This window comes from Pseudomonas sp. LBUM1656, assembly GCF_059716065.1.
In genome coordinates this window covers 1,039,174-1,054,420 of the sequence record NZ_CP166800.1, presented here as the reverse complement: position 1 = coordinate 1,054,420, position 15,247 = coordinate 1,039,174, and the positions used below count along the sequence as shown (strand labels likewise).

21 protein-coding genes are annotated in these 15,247 nt (G+C 58.9%); 13 read left to right on the top strand and 8 right to left on the bottom strand.

Annotated elements, in window-relative coordinates; translation table 11 throughout:
- The first annotated feature begins 2 nt into the window (after positions 1-2).
- Together ACA072_RS04595 and ACA072_RS04590 are read left to right on the top strand one after the other, a co-directional pair.
- A complete protein-coding gene (locus ACA072_RS04595; protein WP_497624945.1) occupies positions 3-389 on the top strand; it encodes an HNH endonuclease signature motif containing protein in 387 nt (128 codons plus the stop codon).
- 1 nt (position 390) lies between these two features.
- Positions 391-654 (top strand): bacteriocin immunity protein, encoded by a 264-nt coding sequence (locus tag ACA072_RS04590; RefSeq protein ID WP_497623385.1) that lies wholly within the window; start codon positions 391-393, stop codon positions 652-654.
- A gap of 41 nt (positions 655-695) precedes the next feature.
- On the opposite strand, the gene ACA072_RS04585 is transcribed toward ACA072_RS04590, so the two are convergent.
- The 5 genes from ACA072_RS04585 to ACA072_RS04565 all read right to left on the bottom strand — a co-directional run bounded on the left by ACA072_RS04585 (position 696) and on the right by ACA072_RS04565 (position 4,596).
- Positions 696-1,607 carry an SDR family oxidoreductase gene (locus tag ACA072_RS04585; protein ID WP_497623384.1) on the bottom strand — a complete coding sequence of 304 codons (912 nt, stop codon included), beginning with the start codon at positions 1,605-1,607 and terminating at the stop codon, positions 696-698.
- A 109-nt stretch (positions 1,608-1,716) separates the two neighbouring features.
- Positions 1,717-2,619, bottom strand: coding sequence for an alpha/beta fold hydrolase (locus ACA072_RS04580; RefSeq protein WP_497623383.1), 903 nt, complete (start codon positions 2,617-2,619; stop codon positions 1,717-1,719).
- Positions 2,619-3,401: a class II aldolase/adducin family protein gene (locus ACA072_RS04575; RefSeq protein ID WP_497623382.1), complete on the bottom strand. Its 783-nt coding sequence runs from the start codon at positions 3,399-3,401 to the stop codon at positions 2,619-2,621. The genes ACA072_RS04580 and ACA072_RS04575 overlap by 1 nt, the downstream gene beginning before the upstream one ends.
- A 132-nt stretch (positions 3,402-3,533) precedes the next feature.
- Positions 3,534-4,220, bottom strand: coding sequence for an LrgB family protein (locus ACA072_RS04570; RefSeq protein WP_497623381.1), 687 nt, complete (start codon positions 4,218-4,220; stop codon positions 3,534-3,536).
- On the bottom strand, positions 4,210-4,596 hold the full coding sequence (locus tag ACA072_RS04565; protein ID WP_497623380.1) for a CidA/LrgA family protein: 387 nt from the start codon (positions 4,594-4,596) through the stop codon (positions 4,210-4,212). Before ACA072_RS04565 ends, ACA072_RS04570 begins: the two co-directional genes overlap by 11 nt.
- A gap of 94 nt (positions 4,597-4,690) precedes the next feature.
- Between ACA072_RS04565 and ACA072_RS04560 the strand changes: the two genes are divergently transcribed.
- Positions 4,691-5,587, top strand: a complete 897-nt coding sequence (locus ACA072_RS04560) for a LysR family transcriptional regulator (protein ID WP_497623379.1) — start codon at positions 4,691-4,693, stop codon at positions 5,585-5,587.
- Here ACA072_RS04560 and ACA072_RS04555 read toward each other — a convergent pair.
- The gene (locus ACA072_RS04555) at positions 5,568-6,023 is read right to left on the bottom strand and encodes a flavodoxin (RefSeq protein ID WP_497623378.1); all 456 of its coding nucleotides are present in this window, start codon (positions 6,021-6,023) and stop codon (positions 5,568-5,570) included. The genes ACA072_RS04560 and ACA072_RS04555 overlap by 20 nt on opposite strands.
- A gap of 102 nt (positions 6,024-6,125) precedes the next feature.
- Here ACA072_RS04555 and ACA072_RS04550 point away from each other — a divergent pair, with 102 nt between their 5' ends.
- Together ACA072_RS04550 and ACA072_RS04545 are read left to right on the top strand one after the other, a co-directional pair.
- On the top strand, positions 6,126-6,602 hold the full coding sequence (locus ACA072_RS04550; RefSeq protein WP_497623377.1) for a PAS domain-containing protein: 477 nt from the start codon (positions 6,126-6,128) through the stop codon (positions 6,600-6,602).
- Positions 6,603-6,656: 54 nt separating this feature from the next.
- Positions 6,657-7,262 (top strand): hypothetical protein, encoded by a 606-nt coding sequence (locus tag ACA072_RS04545; protein WP_109628017.1) that lies wholly within the window; start codon positions 6,657-6,659, stop codon positions 7,260-7,262.
- A gap of 1 nt (position 7,263) precedes the next feature.
- Here ACA072_RS04545 and ACA072_RS04540 read toward each other — a convergent pair whose 3' ends face one another.
- Entirely contained in the window at positions 7,264-8,223 is a 960-nt protein-coding gene (locus ACA072_RS04540; RefSeq protein WP_497623376.1) for a MerR family transcriptional regulator, read from the bottom strand.
- A 210-nt stretch (positions 8,224-8,433) separates the two neighbouring features.
- Here ACA072_RS04540 and ACA072_RS04535 point away from each other — a divergent pair, with 210 nt between their 5' ends.
- The 7 genes from ACA072_RS04535 (at position 8,434) to ACA072_RS04505 (ending at position 13,007) form a co-directional block, all read left to right on the top strand.
- The gene (locus tag ACA072_RS04535; RefSeq protein ID WP_497623375.1) at positions 8,434-9,003 is read left to right on the top strand and encodes an antibiotic biosynthesis monooxygenase; all 570 of its coding nucleotides are present in this window, start codon (positions 8,434-8,436) and stop codon (positions 9,001-9,003) included.
- Positions 9,004-9,158: 155 nt separating this feature from the next.
- Complete coding sequence (gene folM, locus ACA072_RS04530; protein ID WP_497623374.1) at positions 9,159-9,869, top strand: dihydromonapterin reductase; 711 nt, start codon at positions 9,159-9,161, stop codon at positions 9,867-9,869.
- 22 nt (positions 9,870-9,891) lie between these two features.
- Complete coding sequence (gene folE, locus ACA072_RS04525) at positions 9,892-10,467, top strand: GTP cyclohydrolase I FolE (RefSeq protein WP_497623373.1); 576 nt, start codon at positions 9,892-9,894, stop codon at positions 10,465-10,467.
- A gap of 2 nt (positions 10,468-10,469) precedes the next feature.
- Positions 10,470-10,841 carry a dihydroneopterin triphosphate 2'-epimerase gene (gene folX, locus ACA072_RS04520; protein ID WP_007970304.1) on the top strand — a complete coding sequence of 124 codons (372 nt, stop codon included), beginning with the start codon at positions 10,470-10,472 and terminating at the stop codon, positions 10,839-10,841.
- A gap of 68 nt (positions 10,842-10,909) precedes the next feature.
- Positions 10,910-11,206 carry a DUF1244 domain-containing protein gene (locus ACA072_RS04515; protein ID WP_339502431.1) on the top strand — a complete coding sequence of 99 codons (297 nt, stop codon included), beginning with the start codon at positions 10,910-10,912 and terminating at the stop codon, positions 11,204-11,206.
- On the top strand, positions 11,199-11,537 hold the full coding sequence (locus ACA072_RS04510; protein ID WP_497623372.1) for a HopJ type III effector protein: 339 nt from the start codon (positions 11,199-11,201) through the stop codon (positions 11,535-11,537). The genes ACA072_RS04515 and ACA072_RS04510 overlap by 8 nt, the downstream gene beginning before the upstream one ends.
- 219 nt (positions 11,538-11,756) lie before the next feature.
- Complete coding sequence (locus ACA072_RS04505; RefSeq protein WP_497623371.1) at positions 11,757-13,007, top strand: 2-aminoadipate transaminase; 1,251 nt, start codon at positions 11,757-11,759, stop codon at positions 13,005-13,007.
- A gap of 176 nt (positions 13,008-13,183) precedes the next feature.
- Here the strand turns inward: ACA072_RS04505 and trxB are convergent, their stop codons facing one another.
- A complete protein-coding gene (gene trxB / locus ACA072_RS04500; RefSeq protein WP_497623370.1) occupies positions 13,184-14,146 on the bottom strand; it encodes a thioredoxin-disulfide reductase in 963 nt (320 codons plus the stop codon).
- Positions 14,147-14,460: 314 nt separating this feature from the next.
- Here trxB and cysZ point away from each other — a divergent pair, with 314 nt between their 5' ends.
- Positions 14,461-15,213, top strand: coding sequence for a sulfate transporter CysZ (gene cysZ / locus ACA072_RS04495; RefSeq protein WP_497623369.1), 753 nt, complete (start codon positions 14,461-14,463; stop codon positions 15,211-15,213).
- Positions 15,214-15,247 lie beyond the last annotated feature (34 nt).

The following is a 15,247-nucleotide window of genomic DNA, read 5'->3' as shown; positions in this document are numbered from 1 at the left end:
GTATTGCCATAGGCGTTGGTGAGTCGGTTTCAGGAAATTGGTTGGGTGCGGCCGCGACGCTGGAAGGCGCGCCAATTCCCACGCGGATTGCGGATAAACTTCGTGGGAGGGAGTTTTCGAGTTTCGATGCTTTTCGGAGAGAGTTTTGGAGGAAGGTGGCGAATGACGACCTTTTGATGGACCAATTCCCCTTCTTCAACAAGATTGATATCAGGAGAGGGCTTTCTCCAAGCGCTCTGCCATCAGAGCAAGTGGGTGGACGGCAAAAGTTTGAAATTCACCACATCAAGCCAATCAGCGAAGGTGGTTCGATCTACGATCTAGATAATCTTCGAGTACTAACACCAAAACAGCACATCAGAATCCACTCCAAAAAAGGAGATAAATGAGATGACCTTTCAAAAAAAATTCGAAGAATACACAGAATCCGAATATATGAGCCTGATAAATCGATTAATTGAAGACGACTACTTATCGGAGAAAGAACACGACGCAATTGTCGACCACATCGTAAGCACTTCAGAACACCCAAACGGAACAGGTATTTTGTATTATCCCGCGCCGGGCGTTGAAGACAGCCCTGCCGGCGTACTAAAAGCCATCAAGGAATGGCGAACCGCCAACGGAAAACCAGGCTTCAAACCCGAAGAATAAACATAAGGGAGCAAGCATTCATGCTTGCTCCCCCTAAACTGTTAAATCGAATACTTCTGCAAATTCCCCATCATCTCCTTCAACGCCTCAATATTGTCCTTCGGATGCGCGGCCCCTTCGAAATCACAAATCTGCTCCCACTGCGCCGCCACGTCTTCCGGGGAGAAACCCACCCGCGGATCAAACCCGGCTCCCAGGCTGCGTTCCCAACGTACCTTGCCCATCCAGCCGCCACCGACTTCAAACAACCCGGAAGTCTCCTGGCAATTCTCACTGGCCAGGTACACCACCAACGGGCTGACCAGTTCGGGCTTGAGTTGCTCGAACACTTGCGGCGGAATCAGGCCTTCGGTCATGCGAGTGCCGCCGGTGGGCGCGATGGCGTTGACCAGGATGTTGTTCTTGCGGCCTTCGATGGCGAGGGTGCGGGTCAGGCCGTAGAGGCCGAGTTTGGCCATGCCGTAGTTGGACTGGCCGAAGTTGCCGTAGATGCCTGAGGTCGAGGCGGTGAAGATCACGCGGCCATAGTTTTGCTCGCGCATGTGCGGCCAGGCGGCGCGGGTGACTTTGTAGGCGCCTTCGACGTGGACGCGGTAAACCAGGTCCCAGTCGGCGTCGTCCATTTTGTGGAAGGTCTTGTCGCGCAGAATTCCGGCGTTGTTGACCACCACGTCAATGCGACCGAACGCGTCGAGGGCGTGCTGGACGATTTTGTCGCCGTCGGTGACGGAGTCGTGGTTGGCTTCGGCGATGCCGCCCGCCTCGCGGATTTCCGCCACTACGCGGTCTGCTGCCGACGCGTTCGCGCCTTCCCCCTGAGCCGAGCCGCCGAGATCATTGACCAGCACTTTGGCGCCCTGCTTTGCGAACAGCAGTGCGTGAGCCCGGCCCAGGCCGCCGCCTGCACCCGTGACGATCACTACTTTATCTTCGAAGCGCACAGACTCATTCATGGGGAACTCCAGCAGACCAGGGACAATAAGTCCGAGTGTCAGGCACCAGGCTGCTGGTCACAATAAACACGGGTAGAGCTGAATGGTGCCCGATAAGGCAGGGGGATAGTCAGGAACACGCCACCCTGCGTGGTGGTGAAACCAGCCGATCCCGAAACTCCAGGTAATGCTTGAGCACCTGCGCCGGCGCTTCGGTCTGTGGGTAATGGCCAATATCAGGCAGCAAGACCGTGTCCGGGTCGGGGACCAGCTCCCGATAGCGCTTGACCATGTGAGCACCGGAAATCGGATCGACCTCGCCGTCGATGACCCGCAGCGGCACTTCACCGCGCTGCATGGCGCTGACCCAACGCTCGCGCTGGACACGCCGTTCAGGGATGTAGGCGATGAGTTTGTGCATGATCCGCGGGCCGTGATTGCTGTCGATCAGCCCCCAGAAATCATCCATCTCGCTTTCGCTGGGTCGCGTCTGCGGACCGAAGATCTGCCGGAAACTTTTCACCAGTCTGTCGCGGGTAAAGGCTCGCCCAATCATCCAGCCCAAGGGGCTGAGCAGCAGTTTTTGCATCAATACCGGGCGATGGGTTTCAGGAAACAAGCCACCGTTGAGGAACACGCAACTGGCGAGATCAATGCGGGTTTCGTAATGCCGGGCCAACAGCTCCTGAGCTACGCTGTCGCCATAATCGTGGGCCAGCACGTGCACCGGCTGCTCGACGTCCAGGTGCGCGAGCAAGGCCTGTTGCAGATTGGCCTGCTCCAACAGGCTGTATTCATGGTTGACCGGTTTGGCTGAGTCGCCAAAGCCGAGCATGTCGCAGGCAATCACCCGATAGCGTTGCGCCAGCGGTTGCCACAGGTAATGCCAGTCCCAACTGGCAGTCGGGAAGCCATGAATGAGCAGCAGCGGCTCACCCTGCCCCGCCGTCCAGTAACGGATGGCCTGGCCACGGAATACAAACGTCTGGCCCCGTTTGCGCCAGACACACAGGGGGATCTCGGCGAGTGCCATTAGAGTTTATAACCCGGGTCTTGTTGATCGAGTTTGCGCAGCAACGCCGGCCAGGCCAACGCGCCGCCCATCCCTTGAGCACTTTTGGTCACGCCAGCGATCATCGCCTTGGCGCCCGCCAGAATCTGCGGCTCGATGGCGATCAGTTCGGTACCACCGTTCTGCGCCAGCACCTGGATATCGCAGGCACGCTGGAAGGTGAACATCATCAGGAACGTGTCGGCGATGGTGCTGCCACAGGTCAGCAAGCCGTGGTTGTGCAGCATCAGGAAATTGTTTTCGCCGAGGTCGGCTTGCAGGCGTGCCTTCTCTTCATGGTTCAGGGCAACGCCTTCGTAGGCGTGGTAAGCCAGGCTGGACAGCACAAACAATGACTGCTGACTGATTGGCAGAATGCCCTGCTTTTGCGCGGACACCGCCACACCTGCGGCGGTGTGGGTGTGCAGCACGCAGACCACATCGTGACGCACTTCATGCACGGCGCTGTGAATGGTGTAGCCCGCCGGGTTGATCTCGTAAGGACTGTCCATCAGCTTGTTGCCGGCCTGATCGACCTTGACCAGGCTCGACGCGGTGATCTCGTGAAACATCAATCCGAACGGGTTGATCAGAAAATCTTCGGTGCCCGGCACCTTGGCGGAAATGTGCGTAAAGATCAGATCGTCCCAACCATGCGAGGCGACCAGACGATAACAGGCAGCCAGGTCGACGCGGGTCTGCCACTCGGCGGCACTGACCTGGTCTTTGACATTGTGGGGGGATTGGACGGGAGCAACGTTCACGGCAAGGACCTCCTGTTCTTATTGTTTTACTGTCGTTACAGCAGTCTAGTCAGCCCCCCGAGTTCGTGTAGTTGCATTGGCAGCCAGCTTGATGGCCTAACGAGTCAGTTCAGAAGAAAGCCTGGATCCATGTCAAAGGACCGCCGCCAATAACGGGGCGGCAAACAGGTTCAAAAGTCCCGTCAGCACCATGACAAGCCCCGCGACCGAGCCTTCTTCACCGCCCACTTCATGGGCCCGACTGACGCCGGCACCGTGCGCGCCGACGCCAAACAACGCGCCGCGCGCAAGGGCACTGCGCAACGGCAGCCACTTCAACAGAATGCCGCCGAGCATCGCCCCGAACACCCCGGTGAACATCACGAACACCGCCGTCAACTCGGGCACCCCGCCGAGATCGTGAGCCAGTGGCATGGCAAACGGCGTGGTGATGGAACGGGGCACCAGCGACATCGTCACCGAACTGTCCAGCGCCAACGCCTTGGCCAGTCCGAACGAGGTGCCGATGGACGCCGCACTGCCCGCCAGCATTCCGAGCAGCAACGCCGACCAATGCCGCATCAGCATCTGCCGTTGCTGCCAGATCGGCACGGCGAACGCGACGGTCACCGGCCCCAGCACCAACATCAGCCAATGGGTGTTGCTCGAATATTCCGAATACGCGGTGTGCAGCGGCACAGCGAGGGCCAGCAGCAGGGCCGGAACCAGGATCAGCGGTGACAGCAGATAACGCCCGGTGCGCCGGTAGATCCAGCGACTGAACCAATAGGCCAAGAGCGTGAAGGCCAGCCAGAACATCGGCATCAGCTCAAGCTTCATGGGACCTCCTCAACCGCACAACACATTCCACGGTAAACGCGGTGACCAGCATCACCATTAGTGTACTGACACCAATCACCAACAGAATCCGCCAGCCGTCATCGCGCATCAGGCCGCCGTAGTCGAGCAGGCTCATCAGCGCCGGGATAAAAAACAGCAGCATCTCGGCCATTAACAGGCCGGCTCCCATTTGCAGTGCCGCGGGTTTGATCGCGCCAACGGCGAACGCCAGCAGCAACAGCGCCATACCGACGACCCCACCCGGGATTGGCCAGGCAAACCATGCGGCGATCTCACAACCGAGCAGGTAGATGCCGAGCAGCACGGCCAGTTCAGCGGTCAATCGAGCCAGGCGTTTCAGGGTGCATGCATTCATGGTTTCGGTCCTCAGGCGCTCATTTTACGGAGCGGGCTGCTATCCCCGAAACGAATTGTTAGACTCAGTACTATTCCAATCTGGAATCATGCATATGGAATTTAAACAGCTCCGCAGCTTCGTCGAAGTGATGCACCAAGGTGGTTTCACCCAAGCGGCCAAGACGCTGCACATCAGCCAATCGGCGGTCAGCAAGCAAATCGCTCAGCTGGAACAGAGCCTGGGCACCCCGCTGCTCGAACGCCTGGGTTCGCAACTTCGCCTGACCGCCGCCGGCAATGTGGTGCTGCAACGGGCCGAAGGCATGCTGCGGCTGCGCAACGAGTTGCTCAGCGAGCTGGACGATTTGAGCCAACTGGCACGCGGGGAATTGCGCCTGGGGCTGCCACTGCTGGGCAGTGATGCACTGTTCGCCGGGCTGTTTGCCGAATACCGACGGCGTTATCCGAATATCAGCATTCAGTTACTGGAGGGCGGCAGCCTGAACATCGAGCAGGCGGTATTGAGCGGTGAGCTCGAACTCGGTGGCAGTCTGTTGCCGAAGGATCCGCAGTTCGCCTTTCAGCCGTTCTGTGACGAGCCGCTGGACGCGCTGATACCGGCGGATCATCCGCTGGCGACCCAGTCGGTAATCGGTTTGGAGGAATTGGCCGAGACGCCGTTCCTGCTGTATCAACGCAGCTTCGTGCTCAACGACCGTTTGCTGCAGGCGTGTCACCAGCTGGGCTTTACGCCCAGGGAAGGTGGACGCAGTGGCCAGGCGGATTTTCTCGCGGCGCTGGTGGCCGCCGGCCAGGGCGTGGTGCTGTTGCCCAGCGTGGTGGCGCGTGGGCTGGTGCGGCCGGGGGTGGTACGCCTGACCTTGAATGCCCCGAGCTATTTGCGTTGGGACATTGCCTTTATCTGGCGTCAGGGGGCGTACCTGTCGAAAGCCGCGCAAGCCTGGCTCGCCCTGTTGCGCGAGCGGCCGGTCAGCCCCGCAGCGCAGTAATCAACTCGGTCAGCCAAGGTTCGGCGTCGGTTTCCGGGGTCACGCTTTCGCTGGCGTCCAGGCGTAGCATCGGCAGCACTTCGCGCAGGCCCAGTTCGCCGAACAATTCCCGCATCTGCTCACCGCCACCGCAGAACGTATCGCCATAACTTGCATCGCCCAAGCCAATCACGGCACCCGGCAGGCCACGCCACGCGGCGGGCAACAGATCGCGAATCGTCGAGTACAGCGGCTGCAGGTTATCGGGCAACTCACCCATGCCGGTGGTCGACGTCACCGCCAAAAACGCTTCCGGGCCGAATGCCTGGACATCGGCAAGCGTTGCCCGCGGGTTGTGCCAGGTTTCGAAACCTGCTTCTTTTAAAAGAGTGGCTGCGTGACGGGCAACTTCTTCAGCCGAGCCGTACACCGAGCCGGAAATGATGGCAACTTTCATCAAACTGATCCTGAAGCTGAGTAAAAGACACAGATATTAACAGCACAGGCTCATTTGATCTTTTAGAATGCGGCCCTCAACCCACTCGGAAAGGACTCTCCGATGATCAACGCTCAACTGCTGCAAATGGTGATCAACGCTTCCAACGACGGCATCGTGATTGCCGAAAAGGAAGGCGAACAGGACAACATCCTGATTTACGTAAACCCGGCGTTCGAGCGTCTGACGGGTTACACCAGCGAAGAAATCCTCTACCAGGATTGCCGTTTCCTGCAGTCTGGCGACCGTGATCAAGAAGCACTCGCTACGATTCGCGAGTCGTTGAGCAGTGGCGGCTCCTGCCGGGAAATCCTGAGAAACTACCGCAAGGACGGCACGCCGTTCTGGAATGAACTGTCCCTTTCTACAGTGAAAAATCCGAGTGACGGACAAACCTACTTTGTTGGCGTGCAGAAAGACGTCACCGTCCAGGTCAAGGCACAGCAGCGAGTTGCGCAGCTGGAAGCGCAATTGGCTAAGACGCAAGCCGAACTGGCTGCGCTGAAAGCGACGAACGGCGAAAACAAAACAGCGAATTAATTGTCATTAACTACAATCACCGATGACTTTGTAACTTTTTCTTTCGAGTTAGCCATGCAACGCGACGCACTCCTGACACAGGATGAGCTGGATTTCATCCAGACCATGCAACACAACCCGCAACTGAATGTGCGGGATGCGACGTCGAGCCTGCTCGTCAACGGAGGATCGCAAATCCGTGATTTGCTCACGCGCCTGGCGGCACATGAGCAAGTTACCATTCAGGCGAACTTCGAAAACCAGCAAATGACCTTTCCGCTGCACCTGGTGGAAGACGAGTTTCACGCGCTGCATTTGCGCCTGGGCGTGCCGAGTATTTTTGAAGACGGGCCGATGGTTCGTCCATGGCGCTTGTCACTTGAAGAGCCGGTGGCGCTGGAAAATGCCAAAGGCCAACCCGGCACTATGTGGGTGCATGAAATATCGTTCAAAGGGGTTTTGCTGGAAGTGCGCAACAAGACCAAACCACCCAAGCACTTTGCGCTGTGGTTCAGCCCGTCAGGCTATGAGCGGATTGCATTGCGCGGCACCTTCGAGCGTGAAACCGAGCAAGGTTTCTACGCCTACGAATTGAGCCAGAGCGACAAGGACGAGACCGAGCGTCTGCGTCAGTACATCCTTCAGCAACATCGCCTGACACATCCCGCCCTGCACATCTGATTCAGGTATCCAGGTTTCCTGCCAGGAACTGTTTCAGACGCTGACGCATCACCATTCCCTCATTCCCCAGGCACCCGATCGACGTTCCGGCCAGGCTGTCCTGGACCAGGTCGGACGCATCGCCGGCCAGCAGCAACTGACAATCCAGGCTCAGGGCCAGACGATTCAAACGTCGAGGCAACTCAACGGCCGGCGCGTGATTGGACACCAGCACCAGTGCCGTGGGCTTGATCCGCTCGCAAACCAGGGTCAACTCGTCGAAGGGCTGCCCGATCGCCAGCAATTGAATGGCCGAGTCGACACTGCTCAGATACAACGCCGTGAGCAACACTTCGAGTTCATGGGCCTGATCGGCCAGGGCGCAGACAATCACGCGTCGCGGTTGCATGACGCGCACCAGCAACATGCGCTGCAACACGCGAGATCGCAGAAAACCATCCAGAAAAAGCCATTCGCTGGTCTGACCGAACGCTTCATGACGCTGCAGCATCAGCTTCCAGATCGGCATCAGGATGTCCTGAAACACCACAGTCAGGGGATAACTGGAAAAAATCTGTCCGTAGATCTGCTCCAGCTGCACTTCATCAAACGCCGTCACGGCCACCTGAACCTGCTGCTGCCACTGGGCATAGTCGGCCTGAACGAGTTCGTCCGGAATGATGTTCGCCAGGACTCTGAGCGGTTCGGTCTTCGCCAGTATCTTGCCGACCTTGCTGACCGCGACGCCGCGATCGATCCAGCCGAGAATGCTGCGAACCTTTTCGATATCGGCCATCGAGTACAACCGATGCCCGCTTTCGGTGCGTGTAGGCTGGATCAGGCCATATCGCCGCTCCCATGCCCGCAAGGTGACGGGGTTGATACCCGTCAAACGCGCGACTTCACGAATGGGAAACAGCTCCTCTTTTTCCAGCGAAGTACCTTGCTGCAACGCTTGGGCACCCTCGGTCAGGACAGGCATTAGACAATTGACGTCCGTGTGCAAAATTGGATCCCATTCTAACCCTTCTACCCCGGACCTGTTCAAGGCTGATAAACGACGAATGTCGCTGGTGTATCCCTCAGAATCAGGAATAATCCTTGCTTGTCTCAAGACGCAGCCCATTACCCCGGCGCTGCGCCTGGCGAATCTCCTACCCGGAGTGACGCGTTTGTTATACGGAGATTCACCATGTCTACCTCACCCGTCACGCTGATGGTTGCGCGCCGCGTCGCCGATGGGCGTTATCAGGACCTGATGGCCTGGTTGCGCGAAGGCGAACAACTGGCCACCGACTTTCCTGGTTATCTGGGCTCAGGCGTGCTCGCTCCGCCCCCCGGCGATAACGAATTCCAGATTATTTTCCGCTTTGCCAACGAGCAAACCATGCACGCCTGGGAGCATTCCGCTTCGCGTACCGCATGGCTGGCCCGCGGCAGCGATCTGTTTGCGCACAAGACGGAACATCGCGTGAGCGGCATCGAAGGCTGGTTCGGCGCGGTCGGCCAGCGTCCCCCCCGCTGGAAACAGGCCGTAGCGATCTGGCTGGCATTCTTCCCGGTTTCGCTGCTGTTCAACTTTATCCTGGGGCCGTTGCTCGGCGACATGAGCCTGCTGCCTCGCGTGCTCATCAGCACCCTGTGCCTGACGCCGCTGATGGTGTATCTCTTCATTCCGCTGTCCACCCGCCTGCTGGCCGGCTGGCTGGACAGCACTCCGGCGCGCCCGTTGCCCGCAAAGCCCTCCACCCAAAACCACTGATCTCCTTGTGGGAGCGGGTTTGCTCGCGAAACGGATTGTCAGTCAAATAATAATGTCGACTGCTACACCGCTTTCGCGAGCATGCCCCGTCCCACAATAGGTGCTCTCCTCCCGTCGCTGGTATAGTTTTGCTCTCTCCGCGACGCGAGCCGTTCATGACCTCTTCCGCAGCTCCGATCCTCATCACCGGTGCCGGCCAGCGTGTCGGCCTGCACTGTGCGCAGCGTTTGCTCGAAGACGGCCATCCGGTGATCTTCAGCTACCGCAGCGAACGCCCAGGCGTACAGAATTTGCGCGACCTGGGTGCCACCGCGGTATTTGCAGACTTCTCCACGGAAGCGGGCATCCTCGCGTTCATCACCCAACTGAAAACCCACACCGACAGCCTGCGAGCCATTGTCCATAACGCTTCCGAATGGCTGGCCGAAACCCCGGACACCGACGCCGAGGCCTTCACTCGCATGTTCAGCGTGCACATGCTGGCGCCCTACCTGATCAACCTGCACTGTGCCGACTTGCTCGAACGCTCAAGCCCCGCCGACATCGTGCACATCAGCGATGACGTGACTCGCAAGGGCAGCAGCAAACACATCGGCTACTGCGCCAGCAAAGCCGGGCTCGACAGCCTCACCCTGTCCTTCGCCGCGAAATACGCGCCGACAATCAAGGTCAACGGCATCGCGCCAGCCCTGCTAATGTTCAACCCCGACGACGATGCCGCTTACCGCACCAAGGCCCTGGCCAAATCTGCGCTGGGCATCGAGCCCGGCAGCGAAGTGATCTACCAGAGCCTGCGTTATTTGCTCGACAACCCTTATGTCACCGGCACGACCCTGACCGTCAATGGCGGACGGCACATCAAATAAGCGGCCCCCGCGAGGATGTTCCATGACGTTATCCCTGCCCCAGAACTCACTGTCCCAGAGCTATCGCGAGATCCTCATCGGCCTCGGTGAAAACCCCGACCGTGAAGGCCTGCAAGACACCCCGGCTCGTGCGGCAAAAGCCATGCAGTACCTCTGCCATGGTTACGACCAGAGTGTCGAAGAGATCGTCAACGGTGCACTCTTCGCTTCCGACAACGATGAAATGATCATCGTCGACAACATCGAGCTGTACTCGCTCTGCGAACATCACATGCTGCCCTTCATCGGCAAGGCGCATGTGGCTTATATTCCGACGGGAAAGGTGCTGGGCCTGTCGAAGATTGCGCGGTTGGTTGACATGTTCGCCCGTCGCCTGCAGATCCAGGAAAACCTCACCCGGCAAATCGCCGACGCAGTGCAGCAAGTGACCGGCGCGGCGGGTGTCGCGGTGGTCATCGAAGCCAGGCACATGTGCATGATGATGCGCGGCGTCGAGAAACAGAATTCGACCATGAACACCTCAGTGATGCTCGGCGCCTTCCGCGAGTCGAGCAACACCCGCCAGGAGTTCCTGCAATTGATTGGACGGAGCAAGTAGCAATGCCACAACTTCAACCAGGAATGGCACGTATCCGGGTCAAGGACCTGTGCCTGCGGACCTTCATCGGGATCAACGAGGATGAAATCCTCAACAAGCAGGATGTGCTGATCAACCTGACCATCCTGTATGCCGCTCAGGAAGCTGTGCGTGACAACGATATCGATCACGCGCTGAATTACCGGACCATCACCAAGGCGATCATCGCCCACGTGGAGGGCAATCGCTTTGCGTTGCTCGAACGCCTGACCCAGGAAATCCTCGATCTGGTCATGGCCAACGCATCGGTGTTGTACGCCGAGGTCGAAGTCGACAAGCCGCACGCCCTGCGATTCGCCGAGTCGGTGTCGATTACCCTGGCCGCGAGCCGCTGACCGCGTCTGGCGCATTGTCCGCCAGACTTTTATCATCCGCGCCACGATTGGATTGCACAGAGCCCGCCATGAACGATCAACAACGCCTGGAACTTGAAGCCGCCGCCTTTCGCCGGCTGGTCGCCCACCTGGACAGCCGCAAGGACGTGCAGAACATCGACCTGATGAACCTCTCGGGTTTCTGCCGCAACTGCCTGTCCAAGTGGTACAAGGCCGCCGCCGACGAACGCCAGATCGAGGTCAGCCTCGATGACGCCCGCGAAGTGGTCTACGGCATGCCGTACGCCGAGTGGAAAGCCCAATACCAGCAAGAAGCCAGCGCCGAACAACAAGCCGCGTTCGCCAAGGGAAAAACCAATGAGTGATTTGAATACCCTGCGTGCCAGCCTCAATAGCGGCGAACACGTTTTCGCCGACACCCTGGCGTTCATCGCCGAGAGTTACGACTATCAGCCTCAGGCTTTCAACAACGGTGGCGTGGAAAACGCCGCCGGGCAGAACGAAGGTTCGTGCAAGACTTTGGGACTGGCGCTGCTGGAAGGTCTGAGCAATGAAGAAGCGCTGTTGGCCTTTGGCGAGCATTACCGCTCGGTGGTGGCCACGCCTGAAGGCAGTGACCACGGCAATATCCGTGCGTTGATCGCTCATGGTCTGTCGGGCGTGAAATTCACCCAACAGCCGCTGACTCGCCGCTGATTCAAAAGCAAAAGATCGCAGCCTCGTTTCACTCGACAGCTCCTACATGGAAATACGATCCCTGTAGGAGCTGTCGAGTGAAACGAGGCTGCGATCTTTTGATCTTCCAGGGCACATCCCGACTTTTAAGATTGACCCGGCCACTTTATTTCGTTTGCCCCAAACCACCGCTCGCGGCTTAGATAAAAAGAAGCATCCCTTCTTCAGAGTCGGTCATCCATGAGCAGCGAAACCATCAGTCAGTCGATCAACGTCGTTCATCCCGTCACGCTCAGCCACGGCAAAAATGCCGAGGTCTGGGACGCGGATGGCAAACGCTATATCGACTTCGTCGGCGGCATCGGCGTACTGAACCTCGGCCATTGCCATCCGCGGATTGTCGAAGCCATTCGCGAACAAGCCACCCGGCTGACTCACTACGCGTTCAACGCCGCCCCGCATGTGCCCTACCTCGAACTGATGGACCGTCTCACCGCGTTCATGCCGGTGGACTACCCGGTCAGCGGCATGCTCACCAACAGCGGTGCAGAAGCGGCGGAAAACGCCCTGAAGATCGTCCGCGGTTCGACCGGTCGCACGGCTGTCATTGCCTTCGACGGCGCCTTCCATGGCCGCACCCTCGCTACACTCAATCTCAATGGCAAAGTCGCGCCTTATAAACAGAAAGTCGGCGTGCTGCCGGGGCCGGTGTTCCATTTGCCGTACCCAAGCAAGGACAACGGCGTGACCTGCGCCGAAGCCTTGAAGGCCATGGATCGCCTGTTCAGTGTCGAGATCGACGTTGAAGATGTGGCCTGCTTTATCGTCGAACCGGTGCAAGGCGAAGCGGGATTCCTGGCAATGGACGTGGAGTTCGCTCAAGCGCTACGACGCTTCTGTGATAAAAAAAACATCCTGCTGATCGCCGACGAAATCCAGTCCGGCTTCGGCCGCACCGGCGAGCGTTTTGCCTTTTCGCGACTCGGCATTGAGCCGGACCTGATCCTGCTGGGCAAAAGCATCGCCGGGGGCGTGCCACTGGGCGCGGTGGTCGGACGCAAGTCGCTGCTCGACACCTTGCCCAAGGGCGGACTCGGCGGCACCTACTCGGGTAATCCCATCGCCTGCGCCGCCGGGTTGGCGACGCTGGATGAAATGACGGATGCCAACCTGCACGCCTGGGGCGGTCAACAGGAAGAAGCGATTGTCAGCCGCTACGAATTCTGGCGCGCCAGCAAGCTGTCGCCGTACCTGGGCCGCTTGACCGGCGTCGGTGCAATGCGCGGTATCGAACTGATCAACGCCGACGGCTCGCCGGCCTCGGCGCAGTTGACGCAACTCCTGAGCCTTGCGCGCGACGCGGGCTTGCTGCTGATGCCCAGCGGCAAGTCGCGCCACATCATTCGGCTGCTGGCGCCGTTGACCACCGAGGCTGCCGTGCTGGAGGAAGGGCTGGATATTCTTGAGGCGTGCCTGAAGAAACTGATCTGAATATAAAGTCCCTGCAGTCCCTGTGGGAGCTAGCCTGCTAGCGATGGTGTGTCAGCTACATCGATGTGACTGACACACCATCGCTAGCAGGCTAGCTCCCACAAGGGTTTGTGTTGACCGCACTTTCTGTTGGCACAAAAAAACCGGCCGAAGCCGGTTTCTTCATTTCAACAGACTCAGAACGAAGCGTTCTGCAGGCCGTCGAGGTAACGTTCGGTGTCCAGTGCCGCCATGCAACCGGCGCCGGCCGAGGTGATGGCCTGACGGTAAACGTGGTCAGCCACGTCACCGGCCGCGAAGATGCCTTCAACGCTGGTGGCTGTTGCGTTGCCGTCACGGCCGCCGTGGACAACCAGGTATCCGTCTTTCAGCGTCAGCTGACCTTCGAACAGCGAAGTGTTCGGGGTGTGGCCGATCGCGATGAACACGCCGTCGACTGTCAGCTCGTCGAAGCTGCCGTCGTTGTTCTTCAGGCGAGCGCCGGTCACACCCATGTTGTCGCCCAGGACTTCGTCCAGGTTCGAGTTCAACTTCAGGATGATCTTGCCTTCGGCAACCCGGGCATTCAGCTTGTCGATCAGGATCTTCTCGGCGCGGAAAGTCTCGCGGCGGTGGATCAAAGTCACGGTGCTGGCGATGTTGGCCAGGTACAGCGCTTCTTCGACAGCGGTGTTGCCGCCACCGACCACGGCCACTGGCTTGTTGCGGTAGAAGAAACCGTCGCAGGTCGCGCAGGCCGAAACGCCTTTGCCCATGAACGCTTCTTCCGACGGCAGACCGAGGTAACGCGCGCTGGCGCCGGTGGCGATGATCAGGGCGTCGCAGGTGTACGTCGCACTGTCACCGATCAGGGTGTACGGCTTGGCAGCGAAGTCGACGGCATTGATGTGATCGAAAACGATCTCGGTTTCAAAGCGCTCGGCGTGCTCTCTCATGCGCTCCATCAGCGCCGGGCCGGTCAGGCCGTGGACGTCGCCCGGCCAGTTGTCGACTTCGGTGGTGGTGGTCAGTTGACCGCCGGCCTGCATGCCGGTGATCAGCAGCGGCTTGAGGTTGGCACGGGCGGCATAGACCGCGGCGCTGTAACCGGCAGGGCCGGAACCGAGAATAATCACTCGCGAATGACGGACTTCAGACATGACCTGCTCCTGTTGACCGGCCCGGAACACCTGGCACGGAACGCCGGGTTGCCGGCGGGAATAAAAAAGGACCGTTGAATGCCTTGGGGAAGGCTCGGGTTCGACAGTCCTGTAAAAAGAATGGGTGCAGCGTATCGAGGGGGCGAAGATTAAGGAAATACGGTTTAACAATCCAGCTCATAGGTGGTCTCTATCCCGTCACGCTGAATATAGAGACGCCTTTGTTACAGTTGATGTCGATGCTTCGACCGCGCTTTCGCCTGTCAGGCAAAGCCGGTAAGGTCGGCGCGTTTTCCCTCTGCTCGGAGCACGTTATGCCCGCCCCCGTTCTGTCCGGCCCGCAATACCTGCGCGAAGGCCTCAAGTTGATCCTGAGCCCCAGCCTGCGCTTATTCGTGTTGCTGCCCCTGGTGATCAACCTTGTGCTGTTCGTCGGATTGATTTACCTGGCCAGCCATCAATTCAGTCTGTGGGTCGATACGCTGATGCCGTCCCTGCCCGACTGGCTGAGTTTTCTCAGTTACGTCCTCTGGCCGATTTTTGTCGTGTTGGTGGTATTGATGGTGTTTTTCACCTTCACCATGCTCGCCAACGTCATCGCCGCGCCGTTCAACGGCTTCCTGGCGGAGAAAGTCGAAGTGGTGGTGCGCGGCACCGATGACTTCCCGGCATTCAGCTGGGGCGAGCTGATCGCCATGATCCCCCGCACCTTGTCCCGGGAAATGCGCAAACTCGGCTACTTCCTGCCGCGAGCGATCGGGTTGTTCATTCTCTCGTTCATCCCCGTGGTGAACATCATTGCTGCGCCATTGTGGCTGCTGTTCGGGGTGTGGATGATGGCGATCCAGTACATCGACTACCCGGCGGACAACCACAAGCTGGGCTGGAACGAGATGCTGGCCTGGCTGCGCGAGAAGCGCTGGCAGAGCATGAGTTTTGGCGGCAGCGTTTACCTGGTGCTGCTGATTCCGGTGGTCAACATCCTGATGATGCCGGCGGCCGTGGCGGGTGCGACGCTGTTCTGGGTGCGTGAGCGTGGCGCGGAGAATCTGGTGACCCAACGCTGACACCGTCACAAATCCATCATCGAAACGCCACAAT

What these genes read in the sequence shown, in the direction of transcription:
- ACA072_RS04590 (WP_497623385.1), top strand. Translation starts at nt 391, where the DNA reads ATGACCTTTCAAAAAAAATTCGAAGAATACACAGAATCCGAATATATG.
- ACA072_RS04585 (WP_497623384.1), bottom strand. Translation starts at nt 1,607, where the DNA reads ATGAATGAGTCTGTGCGCTTCGAAGATAAAGTAGTGATCGTCACGGGT.
- ACA072_RS04580 (WP_497623383.1), bottom strand. Translation starts at nt 2,619, where the DNA reads ATGGCACTCGCCGAGATCCCCCTGTGTGTCTGGCGCAAACGGGGCCAG.
- ACA072_RS04570 (WP_497623381.1), bottom strand. Translation starts at nt 4,220, where the DNA reads ATGAAGCTTGAGCTGATGCCGATGTTCTGGCTGGCCTTCACGCTCTTG.
- ACA072_RS04565 (WP_497623380.1), bottom strand. Translation starts at nt 4,596, where the DNA reads ATGAATGCATGCACCCTGAAACGCCTGGCTCGATTGACCGCTGAACTG.
- ACA072_RS04560 (WP_497623379.1), top strand. Translation starts at nt 4,691, where the DNA reads ATGGAATTTAAACAGCTCCGCAGCTTCGTCGAAGTGATGCACCAAGGT.
- ACA072_RS04555 (WP_497623378.1), bottom strand. Translation starts at nt 6,023, where the DNA reads ATGAAAGTTGCCATCATTTCCGGCTCGGTGTACGGCTCGGCTGAAGAA.
- ACA072_RS04550 (WP_497623377.1), top strand. Translation starts at nt 6,126, where the DNA reads ATGATCAACGCTCAACTGCTGCAAATGGTGATCAACGCTTCCAACGAC.
- ACA072_RS04545 (WP_109628017.1), top strand. Translation starts at nt 6,657, where the DNA reads ATGCAACGCGACGCACTCCTGACACAGGATGAGCTGGATTTCATCCAG.
- ACA072_RS04540 (WP_497623376.1), bottom strand. Translation starts at nt 8,223, where the DNA reads ATGCCTGTCCTGACCGAGGGTGCCCAAGCGTTGCAGCAAGGTACTTCG.
- ACA072_RS04535 (WP_497623375.1), top strand. Translation starts at nt 8,434, where the DNA reads ATGTCTACCTCACCCGTCACGCTGATGGTTGCGCGCCGCGTCGCCGAT.
- folM (WP_497623374.1), top strand. Translation starts at nt 9,159, where the DNA reads ATGACCTCTTCCGCAGCTCCGATCCTCATCACCGGTGCCGGCCAGCGT.
- folE (WP_497623373.1), top strand. Translation starts at nt 9,892, where the DNA reads ATGACGTTATCCCTGCCCCAGAACTCACTGTCCCAGAGCTATCGCGAG.
- folX (WP_007970304.1), top strand. Translation starts at nt 10,470, where the DNA reads ATGCCACAACTTCAACCAGGAATGGCACGTATCCGGGTCAAGGACCTG.
- ACA072_RS04515 (WP_339502431.1), top strand. Translation starts at nt 10,910, where the DNA reads ATGAACGATCAACAACGCCTGGAACTTGAAGCCGCCGCCTTTCGCCGG.
- ACA072_RS04510 (WP_497623372.1), top strand. Translation starts at nt 11,199, where the DNA reads ATGAGTGATTTGAATACCCTGCGTGCCAGCCTCAATAGCGGCGAACAC.
- ACA072_RS04505 (WP_497623371.1), top strand. Translation starts at nt 11,757, where the DNA reads ATGAGCAGCGAAACCATCAGTCAGTCGATCAACGTCGTTCATCCCGTC.
- trxB (WP_497623370.1), bottom strand. Translation starts at nt 14,146, where the DNA reads ATGTCTGAAGTCCGTCATTCGCGAGTGATTATTCTCGGTTCCGGCCCT.
- cysZ (WP_497623369.1), top strand. Translation starts at nt 14,461, where the DNA reads ATGCCCGCCCCCGTTCTGTCCGGCCCGCAATACCTGCGCGAAGGCCTC.